General features: G+C 69.4%; 11 protein-coding genes. 7 read left to right on the top strand and 4 right to left on the bottom strand.

Annotated elements, in window-relative coordinates:
• The first annotated feature begins 314 nt into the window (after positions 1-314).
• Positions 315-3044 carry a glycosyl hydrolase family 95 catalytic domain-containing protein gene (locus tag CHF15_RS24715; protein ID WP_179279946.1) on the top strand — a complete coding sequence of 910 codons (2730 nt, stop codon included), beginning with the start codon at positions 315-317 and terminating at the stop codon, positions 3042-3044.
• Positions 3045-3249: 205 nt separating this feature from the next.
• On the opposite strand, the gene CHF15_RS24710 is transcribed toward CHF15_RS24715, so the two are convergent.
• On the bottom strand, positions 3250-3633 hold the full coding sequence (locus CHF15_RS24710; protein WP_089226068.1) for a DUF6223 family protein: 384 nt from the start codon (positions 3631-3633) through the stop codon (positions 3250-3252).
• Between the two features lie 218 nt (positions 3634-3851).
• Here CHF15_RS24710 and CHF15_RS24705 point away from each other — a divergent pair, with 218 nt between their 5' ends.
• Both CHF15_RS24705 and CHF15_RS24700 read left to right on the top strand, forming a co-directional pair.
• Complete coding sequence (locus CHF15_RS24705) at positions 3852-4985, top strand: sensor histidine kinase (protein WP_089226067.1); 1134 nt, start codon at positions 3852-3854, stop codon at positions 4983-4985.
• The gene (locus tag CHF15_RS24700) at positions 4982-5644 is read left to right on the top strand and encodes a response regulator (protein WP_089226066.1); all 663 of its coding nucleotides are present in this window, start codon (positions 4982-4984) and stop codon (positions 5642-5644) included. The genes CHF15_RS24705 and CHF15_RS24700 overlap by 4 nt, the downstream gene beginning before the upstream one ends.
• Positions 5645-5712: 68 nt before the next feature.
• On the opposite strand, the gene CHF15_RS24695 is transcribed toward CHF15_RS24700, so the two are convergent.
• Positions 5713-9225: a S8 family serine peptidase gene (locus CHF15_RS24695; protein ID WP_245939022.1), complete on the bottom strand. Its 3513-nt coding sequence runs from the start codon at positions 9223-9225 to the stop codon at positions 5713-5715.
• 869 nt (positions 9226-10094) lie between these two features.
• On the opposite strand from CHF15_RS24695, the gene CHF15_RS24690 reads away from it, so the two are divergent.
• A complete protein-coding gene (locus tag CHF15_RS24690) occupies positions 10095-10466 on the top strand; it encodes a hypothetical protein (RefSeq protein ID WP_089226064.1) in 372 nt (123 codons plus the stop codon).
• A 205-nt stretch (positions 10467-10671) separates the two neighbouring features.
• Here the strand turns inward: CHF15_RS24690 and CHF15_RS24685 are convergent, their stop codons facing one another.
• Positions 10672-11406: an MIP/aquaporin family protein gene (locus CHF15_RS24685; protein ID WP_245939021.1), complete on the bottom strand. Its 735-nt coding sequence runs from the start codon at positions 11404-11406 to the stop codon at positions 10672-10674.
• A 126-nt stretch (positions 11407-11532) separates the two neighbouring features.
• Positions 11533-12279: an MBL fold metallo-hydrolase gene (locus CHF15_RS24680; RefSeq protein ID WP_089226062.1), complete on the bottom strand. Its 747-nt coding sequence runs from the start codon at positions 12277-12279 to the stop codon at positions 11533-11535.
• Positions 12280-12367: 88 nt separating this feature from the next.
• On the opposite strand from CHF15_RS24680, the gene CHF15_RS24675 reads away from it, so the two are divergent.
• The 3 genes from CHF15_RS24675 (at position 12368) to CHF15_RS24665 (ending at position 16852) form a co-directional block, all read left to right on the top strand.
• The gene (locus CHF15_RS24675; protein WP_089226061.1) at positions 12368-12970 is read left to right on the top strand and encodes a CGNR zinc finger domain-containing protein; all 603 of its coding nucleotides are present in this window, start codon (positions 12368-12370) and stop codon (positions 12968-12970) included.
• A 490-nt stretch (positions 12971-13460) separates the two neighbouring features.
• Positions 13461-15410 carry an N-acetylmuramoyl-L-alanine amidase gene (locus tag CHF15_RS24670; protein ID WP_089226060.1) on the top strand — a complete coding sequence of 650 codons (1950 nt, stop codon included), beginning with the start codon at positions 13461-13463 and terminating at the stop codon, positions 15408-15410.
• A gap of 362 nt (positions 15411-15772) precedes the next feature.
• Positions 15773-16852, top strand: a complete 1080-nt coding sequence (locus tag CHF15_RS24665; protein ID WP_245939020.1) for a helix-turn-helix domain-containing protein — start codon at positions 15773-15775, stop codon at positions 16850-16852.
• Positions 16853-17129: the final 277 nt, after the last annotated feature.

Genomic DNA, 17129 nt, shown 5'->3' with positions numbered 1-17129 from the left:
TCGATACATCCGATGTTCACTTCCTCTGACGCGGCCATGCCGACGCCGTGGTGTACCCGCACGCCGTTCCTCCGTTTGTCTCAGGCGCTTCGAGAACTGACAGTCTCGGGCGGCCTGTTCTGATCATTCCGTTATGCGTCCCGATCGGTGCACCGCTTCTCCGCGCCTGCGTACGCTGCGGGAAGGCGAGTGCATCGAAGAAGCGGTCCGGCCAAGTCATCCGATCAATCGGACTCGACGTTGACCGGTCACGTTTCAGCCCCACGCTGTCCGGCACCGGCCGTCACCCCCACGACCAGCAGGGAGGGCATTCGATGAGACTGCGCAGACTCGTGCGAGCCGCGCTCGCAGCCGTCTGCATCATGACCGCGACCGCCGTCGGCCTCTCGGCCCCGGCCGCCGCGGCACCGACGGACGCCGCGTTCGACTCCGCCACCGGAGCACTGAACGTGGATCGCGCCGCCTACCTCTCCAAGCACGATCTCGTCTACAACCGGCCCACCACCAACCCCCTGCACGGGCTGACCGTCGGCAACGGCCGTACGGGTGCCATGGCCTGGCAGAACAACGGGCTGACCATGCAGGTCTCCGGTGTGGACACCTCGCAGCAGACGGCGTTCGGCGCGGGACTGCTCAACCTGTCCACGACCCCGGCGCTCGAGAGCGGCTACAGCACCTACCAGCAACGCCTGTCGCTCTACGACGGAACCCTCACCACCACGTACGACGCCAACCGCACCGTGACGGTGATGGGCGTGCCCAACTCCGAGGTCATGGGCGTGCACGTCGAGGACTCGCGCTCCGGGGTCTCCGCGGTCACCCTCGACCTCGGCCTGTGGGACGTCTCCCAGCTGGGCAACAGCGGTGACGTGCCCGACCTCAACACCTGGAAGACGGTCTCGACGTACGCCGACTCCACGGGCGCCGGAATCAGCCGAGGCCAGTCCGACCCGCAGAACTTCGGCTACACCCTGGCGGCCACGGTGGAGGGCGCGGCCTACAGCGCACGCGTCGTCGACGGCCGGAACGTCCGGCTGTCGATCACCCCTTCGCGCAGCTACACCATCTGGTTCACCGCGAGCACCCGGCTCAACGCGCCCTCCCACGACTCGGTGGCCGAGGCCAAACGCGCACTGGCCTCGGCCAAGAGCCGCGGCTACAGCGCGACGCTCGGCGACTTCCGGTCCTGGTGGCACGACTTCTGGGGCAAGTCGTTCGTGCAGTACTCGGGGCTGTCCGGGGACGCGGACTACCTGGAGAACGTCTACTACCTGAGCACGTACATGATCGCCGCCGGCGGGTACGGGACCAATCCGTTCCACTTCATCAACGGCGTGTTCCGGGCCACCCGCGACCAGACCAAATGGAGCAACGCCTACTGGTTCTGGAACCAGCGGGACGTCTACAACTCCTTCCTCGCCTCCAACCACGTCGACCTGCTGGCCGGCTTCAACCGCCTCTACAGCCGCAACTCGGCGGCACTGAAGGCGTACACCCGGACGCGCTACAACGTCGACGGGCTGTGGGTGCCGGAGACCATGGGCTGGGACGGCAACGCCCGGGGCACCGTCAACAGCGACTTCACCAACAACATCTGGTCGACGGGCACCGAGGCCGCATACAACATGTACCTGCAGTACGCGTACACCAACGACTCCGCCTACCTGCGGAACACCGCGTACCCCTTCATGCGGGACGTGGTGAAGTTCTACGCCGCGAAGCTGTCCTACGACTCCGCGTCCGGCAAGTACTACGTGGCGAGTTCGCACGCGCACGAGACGTACTGGAACGTGCAGAACGCGATCACCGACCTCGCGGCGGTGCGCACCCTGTTCCCCCTCGCGATCAGCGCGTCCCAGTCCCTGGGCCTGGACGCCGACCTGCGGCCGCAGTGGCAGCGGATCGTGGACAACCTGATCGCCTATCCGTCCACCGCGGACGTCTACCTCCCGCACACCCCGCCGCTCGCGCAGACCCGCAACGGGGAGAACGTGGCCGCCGAGATCATCTGGCCCTACGACCGGACCGGCATCGGCTACCCGGACCAGCAGAAGGCCGTGAACACCTTCAACGCACGCCCCTTCCCGTACGGGAACGTCTGGGCCAACGACGCCGTGCAGGCGGCCCGGCTGGGGCTGGGCGACCAGGCGTACCAGGGCATGAAGACGATGCTCCGCAAGTACCAGACCTATCCCAACGGCATGACCGACAACACCAACGGCGTCTTCGAGTACCTCGGGGTGCACCTCGCGGCCCTCAACGAGTCGCTGCTCCAGTCCTACAACGACAAGATCCGGGTCTTCCCGGCGGCGCCGAGCGACTCCTCCTTCACGGGACGGTTCACCCTGCTGGCCAAGGGCGGTTTCACGGTCAGTTCGGAGCGTGAGGCCGGCGAGGTGAAGTACATCGGCATCAAGAGCCTGTACGGCAAGTCGACGCGGGTCGTGAACCCGTGGGGGAGTCAGCAGCTGAGGGTCCGCGACGCGTCCAGCGGCGCGACCGTACTCACCACGAGCGCGACCGAGTTCGACCTCGCCACGGCCGCCGGAAAGGTGTACGTGGTGGAGCGCACCGCCAAGCCGCTCTCCTCCTACACCTCCGTACGGCTCACCGGATCCGCCAACCAGGGGGAGAAGGCCCTGAGCGGCACCACCTCCACCCTGGGCATGGCCCGGACCCCCAACCCCATGGTCAACAACAGCCAGTTGACATACGACAGCAACTGGCACGCGACCAGCGGACGAGGCTACGGCGACTACAACGACGACACCCACCACAGCACGACGGTCAACGCCGTGGCCCAGTACACCTTCACCGGTACGGGAGTCGCCTACATCTCCGAACGCAACGGCGACATGGGCCCGGTCGACGTCTATCTCGACGGCGCCTTCCAGGCGACGGTGGACCTGCGGGTCTCCGGCGCACGGCAGGTGCAGCAGACCGTCTGGCAACGCAGCGGACTGACCCAGGGAACGCACACCATCCGCATCGTCAACCGCAGTACCTCGGTGGGCATGGTGGACGCCCTGCGCATCACACCGTAGGACGTCAGTGGACCGAGGGCGGTACGCGCCCCCGGTCGGGTTCCATGGGCTCGGCCGATCCCCGGCCGAGCCCATGGAACCGCGCGTTCCTCACGCTGGGAACACCCCGGACACGGCGTCCGGGGCGACGGCGTACCCGCGGACAGTTCGCCCTGCCTACCGCCCGCCGCCTACCGCCCGCCGCCTACCGCCCGCCGCCCCGCGCTCAGGCGGCGCGGCGGGCGCGGATCAGCGCCAGCCGGGCGAGGGCCATCGCGATCAGGCCGATCACCACGGCGACGAAGCCGCCGACGATTCCGTTGCCGGTGCCGGGGCCACCGTCGGCGGTGACCACCACCAGCCCCCCGTTGACCACGGAGACGAGTCCGGCCGCCATGGCCGCGATCGCCGGGGCCCGCCCGTTGCCGACGCGGACACGGCCCGCGAACGAGGTCAGAGCGAGCGCGCCGAGGAGCGCTCCGACGAGGGCCAGCAGCGCGGCCGTGCTCGCCCAGACCCGCTCGGGGGTCAGGCCGTAGGAGGCGGTGGCGGCCTGCTGGGCCAAGGCATGCGCAGCAGCCGGTGCGGCCAGAGCGGATCGGACTGACATGAGGTTCTCCTTCGTCTCCCACGACCGGATGTGGCCCGATCATGTCCGGCGGACCCGGCGCGGGGCGTCCCGCAGACGCGGTCACTTCGTGCTGCCGTCGTTGACGCACTCCGCTGCCGCCGACACCGCAGGCGCCGCGCGTGTACTGCGGACGTGGTAGCGGGCCGCTCGTCCGCGAGCGGGACTCGCCCGCGCGGGCGTCGGGCTAGGGTGCGCGCATGGACAGAGGACGGTTCGGTGTCCCCACCGTGCCCGCCGGTGCCGGTGACTGGGTGATCGCCATCGGCGTGGCGGCGGCCTTGCTGGCCACCGGGCTGTCCGGGCGGCACCCGGCAGGCGACCTCGGTCTGCTCGGCTCCGCGCTTCTCACCATCGGCGGCCTGGGGCTCGCCGTGCGCCGCCGCGCGCCCTTGGCCGTGCTGGCCGTGACCGGCCTGTGCGCCGTCGGCTACCAGGCGGCCGGGTTCGATGTGCCCGCCGTCGCCTACCTGTTCGCCGTGTACGCCGCCGTACGGGCGGGGCACCGCACCGTCACGGTGGCGGCGAGCGTGGCCATGCTGGCCGCGCTTCCCCTCGCGGCTCTGATCTCCCTGCACGACACGGGGGAGGCCTTCGCGCAGGCCCGCGGCGCCCTCGACCTGGCCTGGCTGATCGCCGCCGGAGCCGCGGGGGAGGCGCTGCGGCAGGCCGAGCGGCGAGCGGACGAGGCCGAGCGCACCCGCGAGGAGACCGCGCGGCGCCGCGCCGACGACGAGCGGTTGCGCATCGCGCGGGAACTGCACGATTCGCTCACCCACCAGATCTCGATCATCAAGGTGCAGGCCGAAGTCGCGGTCCACGTGGCCCGCAGGAGCGGCGAGCACGTGCCGGAGACCCTGCTGGCGATCCAGGAGGCCGGACGTGAGGCGAGCAGGGAGCTGCGGGCGACCCTCGAGGCGCTGCGCGACGACGACACGGCCCCGCCGCGTGGCCTCGGCCACGTCCCGGAACTCGTGGAACGGGCCCGAGCCATCGGCCTGGACGCGACGCTGACGATCGAGGGCGAGCAGCACGGCGTGTCCGCCGCGGTGGGCCGGACCGTCTACCGGATCGTTCAGGAGTCGCTCACCAACGTCGCCCGGCATGCCGCCGCCGGCACGGCCTCGGTGCGGATCGACTGCCGTCCGGACGCCCTCGCGGTCCGCATCGACGACGACGGCAAGGCCGTGCCGGGCACCGCCCCGGTGCCCGGCGTCGGGCTGCTCGGTATGCGCGAACGCGTCACGGCGCTCGGTGGCCGGTTGAGGGCGGAGCCGCGCGGCGGGGGAGGCTTCACCGTCCAGGCCGAACTCCCCGTGGACCGGACGCCGTGATCCGCGTCCTGCTGGTCGACGACCAGCCGCTCCTGCGCAGCGGATTCCGCGCGCTCCTCGACCTCGAGGACGACATCGTGGTGGTGGCGGAGGCCTCCGACGGAGAACAGGGCCTGGCCCTGGTCAGGGAACACCTGCCCGACATCGTTCTCATCGACATCCGGATGCCGGTCCTCGACGGCATCGAGGCCACCCGGCGCATCGCCGCGGACCCGGCGCTCGCGGGGGTGCACGTCGTCATCCTGACCAACTACGGCCTGGACGAGTACGTCTACGACGCGCTGCGCGCCGGCGCGGCCGGATTCCTCGTCAAGGACATCGTGCCGGAGGACTTCCTGCACGCCGTACGGGTCGCCGCGCGCGGAGACGCCCTGCTGGCGCCCTCGATCACCCGCAAGCTGATCGACAGGTACGTCACCCGGCCGCCGGGCACCGGTACCGGCGCCGGACTCGAAGAGCTGACCAACCGCGAACGCGAGGCCGTCGCCCTGGTCGCGCAGGGCCTGTCCAACGAGCAGATCGCCGATCACATGGTGATCAGCCCGCTGACCGCGAAGACCCACGTCAACCGGGCCATGACCAAACTCCGCTGCCGCGATCGCGCGCAACTCGTGGTGCTCGCCTACGAATCCGGCCTGGTGGCCCCGCACACCTCCTGAGGGCTCTTTCGACGCCCCGCCGTCCCCGTCGGACCGGTGCCGCGCTGAGCGCGGCACCGGTCCAGGCGTCACCTCAGGCCGTAGGCGCGGATGACGGTCTGGCTGATCGAGCTTCCCCCCTCATCCGTGGCGGTGGTCCGCAGCGAGACGAACGACGCCGACCGGGGCGCGAGAAGGACGGTCTTCCAGGAACCGTCGCGGTGAACGGTCTTCTGGCGGTGCCACGTGACTCCGTCGTCGTAGGAGACCTCGACACGCGCGGAGGACACCTTGGCCGCCCCGGCGCCGGCCACCGAAGGCGTGATCGACAGGTCCGACAGACGCCGCGACCTCCCGTCGGCATCAAGGTCCACCCCGTAGTCGAGCTGCACCAGCGGAACGGTCTTGTTCTCTGCTTCGCCGGAGACGAACGACCACTCGGTGTGCGTGCTGGTGGAGTAACGACTGAACGACGGAGCGCCGTTGGTGGCGTCGACCACGAGCCGGTACGGCAGCGGCCTCGGGGACAGGTCCACTGCGTACCCTGTGTCGCTGTCCGTCTCGGAGACCAGCGTCTTGCCCTGGTAGAGCGAAGTACGCTGAGAGAGGCCGCTTCCGCTGCTGCCGCCGGAGTGTGCCGCTCCACCGCTGGCCCAGGCGGGGGCGGCGAAGTAGAGCACGTTGCCGTTCTGCCGTGACGGAAGATCGGCACGAATCATGCGCGGACGCAGGATGGGGCTGACCCACCGCTCCTGGTGGGTTCCGGGAGTGCGATAGGCCACCTGCTCGGACAGCTCACGCACCATGTCCGGGACGGTCACCTCCTGCTGCCACTTGACGTCGGCATCCGTGGAGACCCAGTCGGTGCGCGATCCGCGGGCGACGGGTTCGGGGGAGAAGTTCCATACGCCGCTCGCGTAGCGCGGGACGTCGAAACGTGTCTCCTTGACGGTGATCCCCTCGTTCTGGCCGAAGGCGACGTCCACCCGCGCCAGGCTGTGTGCGCCGGGCCGGTAGGTGAGGTCCTGGGGAATGCCACCCGTGTGGTGGCTGACCAGGTCGTACATGTACGATGGAGCGGGGTGTGCCGTGGCCCGCAGGCGCAGGTCCTTCCGAGGGGAGGCGGCGATCCGGGCGATCAGTGCCTCACCGTCGTCCTTGTTCACCGACGCGACCGCCACCGGCCCGGGTGACCGGTAGTCGTCATCGCCGTACCACGCCTTGAGCCGCCCGACCGTGTCGTTGACGACGAGGAGCAGTTTCACTCCGGCGGCGTGCGCGGCCTGCGTCTGCTCCAGCGAGCTGACGGCGGGGCTGTGGCGCACGACGGCGACCTTGCCCCGGGCCGACAACTGCGCGTAGTCGGCGGGCGTACCCGAGCCCGCGAAGACGGCATCCAGATCCGTGGTGCCGTCCGGGAGGGACTTGGCGCCGCTCTGAGGAAGAACGTCCAGCTCGTGTGCGCCCTGGGAGATGGCGAGGGGCGTTTGGGGGGCGCGCCACCTCGTGGTGAGGTCGAAGCCCCCGAGCTCGACCTTCTCAGGTGATGACTGGGCCCAGACGCTGTCGTAGGTCGCGTCGATCACCATGCTGTCGATCCAGTCCCCGTACTGTTCCTGCGTCGTCGTGAACGAGCGCCAGTACTCGACCCTGGTGTTCGCCGCCATGCTCGGCTTGGGGGTGAGAGCCTGAACCTGGTGTGCTTGGGAGGCGTCGAAGGTGACCACCCTGGGATCGGTCAGATCGACCTCGGGGTCACCCAGTAGTGCCAGGCCCTTGGAGTACGCGCCGTGGGCGCCGCGCACCGCCTTGTACATCATCGCGGAGTAGGTGTCGCGGGGCAGGTGCAGCGTCAGCCCGGTCTCCGGCACCCAGTGGTAGCTGCGTTCCGCCGCCTTCGAGCCCGCGAGTGTGACGATGCCCGCCATGGGCCGGCCGGAGCGGTCCAAGGCCCGGAGCGTCAGGTCATGGCGCTCGGCTTCGGTTCTGGCACTCAGGACGGTATGTGCGGCGACCGTGCCGTCGCTGTCCCGTGCGACGACCTGGCCGGTGTAGCCGCCGATGGCGACCCCGCGCGGGTCGATGACGAGGCTCACCGACGCGCTGTCGTGCGCCGGCACGACGATCTGGTCGGAGCCCAGGGCGAAGAAGCCGCCGGGGCTCTGGCCGCGGTCCAGCGTGAGCCGAAGCGTCACGGGGCTGCTGCCGTGGTTGGTGTAGGTGATGCGGCGTTCGATCGGCTGAGGGTCCCGTGACCACTTGATGAGGCCTGCGTCCACGGCGCCGGAGGCGACGACCTGCGCGCGGTGGGCCGCCGACGCGTCGACCCGCCCGGTTCCGCCGAGATAGGCGGTGATACCCGGAGTGATCTTGCTCGTGCTCATCAGAGCGTCCTTGAGTTGCTGCCCCGACCAGTCCGGGTGCTTCTGCGCGAGCAGCGCGGCGGCGCCGGCGACATGGGGAGTCGCCATCGACGTGCCGTTCTTGAGCGTGTAGTAACCGTCGCCGCCGGTGTACTGCGAACGGGCTGCCAGGATTCCCACTCCGGGGGCGGTGATCTCGGGCTTGAGCCCTTCGTCGCCTTCGCGGGGGCCACTGCTGGAGAACTGCGCGATGGCGTCCGCGGAGTCGACCGCACCGACGGTCAGGGCGGCCTCCGCCGTGCCGGGAGCGTTGACCGTGTATGCGCCGTTGCCGCTGTTGCCGGCGGCGATGACGAAGAGCGCACCGGTCTCCGCGCTGAGCCTGTTGACGCTCTGACTCGTGGGATCGTCCTGGGTGTGCAGCTCGGCCATGCCCAGACTCATGCTGATGATCTTGGCCTTCTCGGCCTTGGCGGCCCACTCCATGCCCGCGATGATCCAGGACTGCTCACCGGATCCCTTGTCGTTGAGGACCTTGCCGACGACCAGGTCGGCGTCCGGGGCGACCCCTCGCTCTCGGCCGGCCGACGCGGCGCCCGTGCCCGCGATGGTGGACGCCACGTGCGTGCCGTGACCGCTGCCGTCGGCGACCTCCTCGCCCGGGACGAAGCTGCGGCTGCCGACGACGCGCTGCTCCAGGTCCGGGTGACCCGCGTCGATCCCCGTGTCGAGTACGGCCACCTTGACGCCCGCGCCGGTGGTGCCCTCCTGCCACACCTGGGGCGCTCCGATCTGGACCGTGCTGTCCGCCAGTGCCGCCTCGACCTTGCCGTCCAGCCAGATCTTCTCTATGCCGCCGGACAAGGACGGTGCCTCGGCCGTCTTCCGGTCACCCTTTCCCGCGGGTGGGGCGACCAGGGCACGCCACAGGTTCGTCACCTTGGAGCGGTCCGCGACCACCGCCTCACCACCGACGGACTCCAGGTGCCGCTTGACGGAGACCCCCGGCAGATCGGCCGGAGTGAGCCGCGACGCCCCCGCTTCACGCGTGACGATCAGGGGCAGTCCGGCCGCGCGCCGGTCGTCGTATCCCTGGGATATGAGTTGCGTGACATTGAAGAGCCGTTTGTCGAGTGCGCCGGAGGCGACGTACGGATCGGCGTCCTCGGGAAAGACGTAAGTCCCGGAGTCGTCGGTGACGGTCCGTACGGATTCCTTGCCGCCCGGCCGCGGCTGCACACTCAGGGACGGGAGTGCTCCCGTCGCTCCTGGGGTGACCGTCACCTTGTCGCCGGTGATCAGGGTGACGGTGCGAGCGTGGGCGGCGGTGGCCCGGGCCGCTGATCCGATCGCCGCTGGCCTGGCGTCCCCGGGAGAGAGGGGATGGGGCGGTGATGCCGACGCCGAGACGGATCCGAGTGCGGAAAGCAGTGTGAGAGCGATGCCCAACCCCGCCATTCGGCCGCTATGTGAAAACGGAGGCAACTGAACTCCCAATCGGGAAGAAGTGAGCAGAACGATTGCTTCCACAGATGATCGAGTCATAGCTCGTCGAGTAAATGCCGCGGGCATGGCGCGTTGAGGACATGTCACATAGTGGCCAGAGGCCGGTGTGCCGATGCGCGGTGAAAGTTCAATCCTGGCACGGAAGTGCCGTCATATTGGCGCTGAAATGCTAGACGGGAAACTCCCTGCGAGTATTCGTCCTCGCGGCCATCGAGAACATACGGCGGCCGGGCGGCTGGGCGGACGAAGGCCATCGACGGTGGGCGCGGCGACGGCAGGACGTGTGCGCGCGGGTCGCCCCGGCGGCCGGCGATCGGCATGGCGACCCTGGTCAACAGGCGTGTGGGGCGGTTGCTGTACGCCAGGCTCCGCGCCAATGAGGGCCCAGCGGTGGACGAGTTGAGGCGTCGAAGCCCGGGCCTCCTCACTTATCGACAGTCACATCGCTTGATTGGCACACAACTTCTATTAGGTGGTTTATTGTTCAACTATCGTCTCTGGAGAAAGATCGCGACGTGTGCGTCAGGTGACGGGGCACGTCATGTCGCAAGCCCTCCGGCTTTCGGGTCGGCGGGCGCGCTTGCTTTTCGAAGGGAACCACGATGAAGAAGCTTTCGCTCGCCTTGGCTCTTGGTGCGGGGGCCATCCTCAGCGCCACGGTTGTCGCGCCGAGTCAGGCGGCCAGCCAGGCCGACTACTGCTATCCGGGCAAGTCGTGCTACTACGACGGCGCGAACGGCAACTACAAGATCTGGACGGCTCCGAGCAACGGCTGCCACAACCTGGGCAACATCGGCCTCAACGACAGGATCGATTCCATCGTGAACAAGGGTGGTGGCGCCATCCACCTGTACAACTGGAACGGCAGCAACGCCTGGATCTCGCTGGGGTCCATTCCGGTTTCCCACGCCAACTTCCAGCCCGCCAACCTGGGTGGCAACGCGAACAAGGTCGACATGGTGTGCATCGACTAGCGACCGGGCCCGACCGGCCTCCAACGGCCCGGCACTGGTGATCCCCTCCGGTTCGCCGACGGCATTGTACGGTCCTCCCGGCATTGCCCCAGCGTGTGAGGCGGGCGCGGTGCGCCAGGCCGTGTGACCGACGAGGCTCCCCGGCAGATGAGTTGACACGTCAGGCATCTCACTCGGCTGTCGGGGAGCCTCGTTCGTTCTGCCCTCAGCCCACAGGCCCGGTGAGCACTCGATGGCGCCCGAGGAGCAGACCTCGTGCCATCGTTCCCAAGACGGCGCCGAACAGGGGCGCCAGTAGGTAGACCCACAGGAATGCGAACTGGCCCGCGGCCAGGGCAGGACCGAACTGGCGGGCCGGATTGGCGCTGCCGCCGGTGCTCGCCCCCAGCAGGGTTATGGCCAGGCATACGACGACACCCACCATGTACGGGGTGAAGCGCGTCAGATGGCCGACCGCCGCGAAGACCCCCACGAGCAGCACGATGACGCCCGTGGACACCGCCTCCGCCAGGAAGAGCCCGGCGGCCGACCAGCCGGGCGCGGGCCGCAGAGCGGCATAGGCCACCGGGGCCGCTCCGGCGACGCTGCCCCACACGCCCCGGGCCGCCAGCACGCCGAGCAGGGACCCGGTGAGCTGAGCACTGACGTAGAACGCCACGGCCCGACCCGGGATGGTTCCGAAGCGCCACATCGCGAAGGAGATGGCCGGGTTCATGTGGGCGCCGGATTGCCGGCCGAGAGGGCTGAGGATGAGCCCTACGACGAGTGCGCCGACGACCGCACCGATGATGAACAGCTGCGGGCGGGTGCCGGGAACGGCTTCGGAGAGCGCGGACGGGCCGACCACCCAGCGCACGACGGTCGTCACGCCGAACAGCAGACTGAAGGTCAGTATCAGCTCCGAGGCGCTGAGGCGGAGGGCCGAAGGGGGAGTGTTCAACAGGACGCCTTGAACAGGTACAGGGGGAGCCCGCCTTGTCGATGGACGGGGCTCCCCGCCGGTGCGGCTTGGTGAGGTCTCGAGCCCGGACATGGCGCCTGGCGCCATGGTGGCTCGTACCTGCGGTCAGATGTGCAGCCGGTCCGCGATGCCGGCGGATGCGAAGGCCTGGACGAGATCATCCCGGCCCTCGGTGAAGTGCGCCCAGCTGTCGCAGTGCGCGGGAACGACACGCCGAGCCCCGAGGATCCGGGCGGCCGCAGCGGCCCCGGCACCGTCCAGGACGACGAGTGCGCCGTCGAAGACGGGCAGTCGCGGGGCGCCGGCGAAGAGCACCGCGGAGTCGACGGGGCCGAGTCGCTCGGCGATCTGCCTGACCACGTCCAGTGAGGCGTTGTCGCCGCTGATGTAGACGGTGGGCAGGTCGTCGGCGGTCAGCACGAACCCGATCACCTCACCGGCGATCGCCTCTGCTCCCTCCGGGCCGTGGAGGGCTGGAGTGCCCGTCACGATCACCGTGCCGCCGTCCGGGCGGGGGAGGGCGACGGACGCCCACGGGGAGAGGCCGCGAACCGTCCCGCCGAGGCGCTGCGCCCCGTCGTGCGTGGAAAGGGTGAGTGGCACGCCGGCGAGAAAGCCTCGTCCGGCGGTGTCGAGGTTGTCGGCGTGCTGGTCATGGGAGAGCAGCACGGCGTCGACGGGGCCGAGTTCCTCCGGCGTGATCGGCGCGGGCGCCGTTTTGGTAAGCACCAGCCCGCCGGGCAATTCGTAGTCGCCGGGGCCGTCGAACGTCGGGTCGGTGAGAAACCGCAGACCTCCGTACTCGATCAGAACCGTCGGACCGCCGAAGACAGTGATCGGAACATGCTGCACTCTGAGAACACCTCACGGATAGGTTGGGGGTCATCCGTGACAAACATACGAGTTCTCACGGATGGCGGCAAGCCGTACCATGAGGTGCATGACGGCAAGCCCGAAAGAACAGCCCGAGGTCCTGCCCGCACCGGGTGCGGAGCAGTACCCGGCACTCGACCTCGTCAACAGCGTCGTGACCCTGCCGGGCGGCCAGTCCCTGGACCTGCTGGACACCCCTTCCGAAACCGAGCGGTGGCTCACCGCACACGGCCTCGCGCCGAAAAGCGCCGAGCTGCAGGAGGGCGACGTGGAACGCCTCCGCGCGCTGCGCGCGCACATCCGCTCCGTGATCGTTTCGAAGGTCCACGGCCGCCCGACGTCCGAGGCCGACCTCGAAGCGGTGAACGAGGCTCTCACCCGCACGCCGGCAGCGCCCCTGCTGCGCTGGGACCCCGTTCTCGGTCTGCACCGCACAGCCGTGCGTCCGGACGCCGAGTTCCTCGACCAGGCTCTGGCCCGGCTGGCCGCGGATGCCGCCGACCTGCTCACGGGCCCCGACGCGGAACGCCTCACCGCGTGCGGCTCCACGCCGTGCAGTCGCTACCTCCTCCGGCACGGCCGCCGGCACTGGTGTTCCACGCGCTGCGGTGACCGCGCCCGCGCCGCCCGCGCCTACGCCCGGCGTACACGTTCGGTGACAGTCCAGTGACGCAGGGGGTGGGCCGGCCGGGATCCGCCCGGCCGGGAGGGGCCCACGGTCTGTCCCCGGCCAAGTTCAGCGCGTGACCGGAGCGTCCTGAGTGATGCGGCCCCCGACTCTCCGGGACGGGGCGCGGGTCATCGGCCGCCATTCCGCCCGCATGTGATGGCAGTGCCAATTATGTAATTCCTGTGCCTTGGCGCGAGAGTCGGCGAACGGGAAGTGCCATGCGAAATGGCAGACTTCCACGGCATGTTCACAACCTGCGGGAATTCCACCGGCGGTACCGACTTCCTTTGATTCCGTCCGGCGCTCTCTGCTAGCGTCACCGATCGTCCTCAGGTCGATTGCGAGCGAACGCCGGACGCTGTTCGGCGTCGACAGACGGCAGGCACACCTCCGTAGAGATTCCGGAGCGCCTCGCAGAACGGCTCATGCCGTGTCAGTCAGCTTGCCCACAGGGCGACATGACCGTCTCAGACACACTCGGGAATAATTGATGACGACAGAGAGAACCCCTCGCCGGCGGCACGCCGAACGGCGTCGGCCGCTGCTGCTCGCGGCCGCGGCACTCGCGGTGGCCGGCGCGGTGGCGGTGCCGGTGGTCGCACAGGCGACGGGCGACAGCTCCACCGACACATCGACGCGGCAGGCCGACTTCGCTGCCGCGGCCGCGGAATTCGACGTACCGGAGCAGGTGCTGCTGGCCGTGGCGTACCAGCAGTCCGCATGGGACGCTCACGCCGGGCAGCACAGCACGGACGGCGGCTTCGGGCCGATGCATCTCACGGACGTGACACCGTCGATGCTCTCCGCCGGCGACGCGGGCATGGCCGGGCGGGCGGACGTGGCCGAGCTGGCCGCGGACTCGGCGCTGCACACGCTCCAGGCGGCCGCCAAGCTCACCGGCCTGTCCGCGAAGGAACTGCGCACCGACGCGAAGGCCAACATCCGCGGCGGAGCCGCCCTGCTGGCGTCGTATCAGGAGTCGACCGGCGGCAAGGCCTCAGCGGATCCGGACGACTGGTACGGCGCGGTGGCCCGCTACAGCCAGTCCACCCAGCGGCAGGGCGCCCGGGCGTTCGCCGACCGGGTCTACGCCACACTGAAGAAGGGCGCGAAGCGCACGACCGCCGACGGACAGCGCATGGCGCTGGCGCCCGCGACGGGAGTGACGCCGGCCACCGGCCAGCTGGACCGCCTGCGCCTGGCCTCGGCGGCGACGGCCGGCACCGAGTGCCCCACCACCGTGGACTGCACCTTCGTGCCGTCCGCCCCGTCCAACGGCCAGGTCTCCGACCGTCCGGCCAACGGGATCCGGATCGACTCGATCGTCATCCACGACACGGAGTCCTCGTACGAGTCGGCGATCGCCACGTTCCAGACCGCGGGCGGCAGTTCCGCGCACTACGTGATGCGGTCCGCGGACGGTGCGGTGACGCAGATGGTCCCCACGAAGGACCTGGCGTTCCACGCGGGCAACTACTCCACCAACATGCACTCCGTCGGCATCGAGCACGAGGGCTACGCCGCGCACGGGGCGACCTGGTACACCGAGGCCCAGTACGAGGCGACCGCGGAGCTGGTGAAGTACCTGGCCGAGCGCTTCGACATCCCGCTGGACCGGCAGCACATCATCGGCCACGACAACGTCGTCGGCCCGACGTCGGCCACGGTGTCCGGCATGCACTGGGACCCGGGACCGTCCTGGGACTGGGAGCACTTCATGGCCTTGGTCGGCGCCCCGCTGACCGGCAGGCACGGTGTCGGCGGTGTCGGCAGCGTCGTCACCATCGCCCCCGGCTTCGCCGGAAACCGGCAGACCGTCGAGGTCTGCCCGTCCGACGACCCGACGGGCGCCACCCCTGCCTGCACGGACGTCGAGCAGCCCGCCAACTTCGTGCAGCTGCGTACCGCGCCGAGCAGCACCGCGCCCCTGTTCGGGGACCAGGCGATCCACTCCGGTGGCGACGGCACCGACCGGATCAACGACTGGGGCAGCACCGCCCAGGCCGGCCAGCAGTTCGTGGTCGCCGGCAAGCGGGGCGCCTGGACCGCGATCTGGTTCAGCGGCAGCAAGGTGTGGTTCCACAACCCGAAGGGCCGGAACACCGTTCCCGCCCACGGCGTGACCATCGTCAAGAGCGGCAGGACCACCGACGTCCCGCCGGTGAAGGTGTACGGCTCCAGCTACCCGGACGCGGCGGAGTACCCGGCCGGGTACGGCGCCTCCACCCAGGCCCCGCTGAGCGTGTACGGCATCCCGTCCGGCCAGGCCTACGTCGCCACCGCGGCGCCGGCCCTGACCGACGACTACTTCAAGGCCGACGGCAAGGTCGTCTTCGGCGCCAAGAAGATGTACACGATCCAGTACAACCACCGCACCGCGCTGGTCTACGAGGGTGACGTCACCGCCCAGTTCCCGGCCAACCCCCACGGCCACAGCTGACGCACCACGACGCAGAACCGTGTGGTGGTGTCCGGGGCATCCGTGCCCAGGACACCACCACACGCGCTTCCGCCAGTGCCCGGTCCCCCCAGTCGGTGCAATTCGTGACCGGTCCTGGACGCGCGCGGGCGCCGCATAAAGCCTCGGGGAAATGCGCGCCACGCCATGGAACATCCGCGCCATAAGCGCAATCTTCCGGTCCCCGAGGGTGGGTGGGACGAGTTGTTGAAATCCGAACTAGTTGTTAGAATGCAGTCGCAGTGGGCCCTGGCGCCGGAGCGGTGCGGCCCGCGGCAAGTACGGATCAATCGGCAAGGCAGCGGTTACTCGGAACCTCCCGTGAAGGCTCTCGAGGTGATCGCGTGGGGGACCAGGTGGAAGACCAGCGATCGGCGGGTTCCGCGAACTCCACGCCGAGTTCCGGCAGCGCCATCACGTACCGGGCCGATATGCGCCTGACCGCCGAGCAGGCGGAATCCTCCGAGCGGCATTTCCGTCACCAGGAACACAACCCGTTCGGGGAAAGCGGCCCCTTCTCGCACCTCACGCGTCTTGCCGTTCCGTACGCGGCCGCCGCACGCGGATTCCGCTTCAACGCACACGGTCAGCTCATCGACGGACTGCTGTCCGCCCAGGTCTACGTCGACTCACTGACCGGGGTCTCCGGCAAGAACCTGCCTCAGGATCCGATCGTCGCGGACGTGGTGACCTCGGGCTGGATCGAGTTCCGGGCGGGCAAGGAGACGTACGAGGTCAAGCCGGGGCAGATCTGCATTCGCGACACGAAGGCCTCGTGGCAGTTCTCCTGCGCGCCGGCCACGAACGTGCACGTCATCGCCGTCCCACGCCACCTGGTGCTACCGCACGTCCGATCGGGAAAGCAGTCCGGCCGGTCATGCGTATCGGACATCGCCGCACCCGAGGTCCGGTTCCTCCTCAACTACCTCGAAGCGGTGAAGAGCAGCAGCCGGGAACTGGAGACATCGGTCACGGCGCGGCAGATGGCGCGGGATGCCTGCGCGAGCCTGCTTTCGAGCATCTTCTCGGACCGTCCTGGCGTGGTGCTCGACGACGACCCCGGAGCCATCGTGACGGCCGCCAAGTACGCCATCGAACAGCACCTTGAAAGCGCGGACCTGTCTCCGGCGATGGTCGCCCGGCACGTGGGAGTGTCCCTTCGGACGCTGCACCGGAGCTTCTCGACCGGGGACGACTCCGTCATGGCATTCGTGCGCAGTCGTCGCTTGCAGAAGGCCCACGACGAGCTCGTGGACCCGGACTCCGCGGCCGGGATCGCCGGGATCGCGGCGCGCTGGGGCTTCTCGGACACGAGCCACTTCATCCGCCGCTTCAAGTCGGCGTACGGCGCCACGCCCGCCGCATACGTGAGGGATCGCAGAGCCGCCGACGGCGGGTGCGACCAGAACCGCGACGTCCAGTAGCCGGTGTCGTAGGTCGGAGTCACCGCTCCGCCCGGGGTTCCACACGCCGGGTGGGGAAACCTGCCGGGCCCTCCGTCCTGGCAGCGCCATCCCCACCCCAACCGGCACCGCACCACGTCAGATCGACGCCCCGGCATCCCCCACCCTCCTGCCGATTGTCGACGGGGCGACCCGACCGCGACGGTGCGGTCCGGGAGGCCCGTGCTGGATCCATGGCCGCGCAGGACTCCGGGGGCCGAAGCGACTCGACCCGGTACCGTAAGGGCCTACGAAGCCA

Source organism: Actinacidiphila glaucinigra (assembly GCF_900188405.1).
In the GTDB taxonomy this organism is placed as follows: domain Bacteria; phylum Actinomycetota; class Actinomycetes; order Streptomycetales; family Streptomycetaceae; genus Actinacidiphila; species Actinacidiphila glaucinigra.
This window is presented reverse-complemented; position numbering and strand designations above follow the sequence as displayed.

Excerpts from the sequence above, each read along its gene's own strand:
- CHF15_RS24705 (WP_089226067.1), top strand. The coding sequence starts at position 3,852 with ATGGACAGAGGACGGTTCGGTGTCCCCACCGTGCCCGCCGGTGCCGGT.
- CHF15_RS24710 (WP_089226068.1), bottom strand. The coding sequence starts at position 3,633 with ATGTCAGTCCGATCCGCTCTGGCCGCACCGGCTGCTGCGCATGCCTTG.
- CHF15_RS24670 (WP_089226060.1), top strand. The coding sequence starts at position 13,461 with ATGACGACAGAGAGAACCCCTCGCCGGCGGCACGCCGAACGGCGTCGG.
- CHF15_RS24715 (WP_179279946.1), top strand. The coding sequence starts at position 315 with ATGAGACTGCGCAGACTCGTGCGAGCCGCGCTCGCAGCCGTCTGCATC.
- CHF15_RS24690 (WP_089226064.1), top strand. The coding sequence starts at position 10,095 with ATGAAGAAGCTTTCGCTCGCCTTGGCTCTTGGTGCGGGGGCCATCCTC.
- CHF15_RS24675 (WP_089226061.1), top strand. The coding sequence starts at position 12,368 with ATGACGGCAAGCCCGAAAGAACAGCCCGAGGTCCTGCCCGCACCGGGT.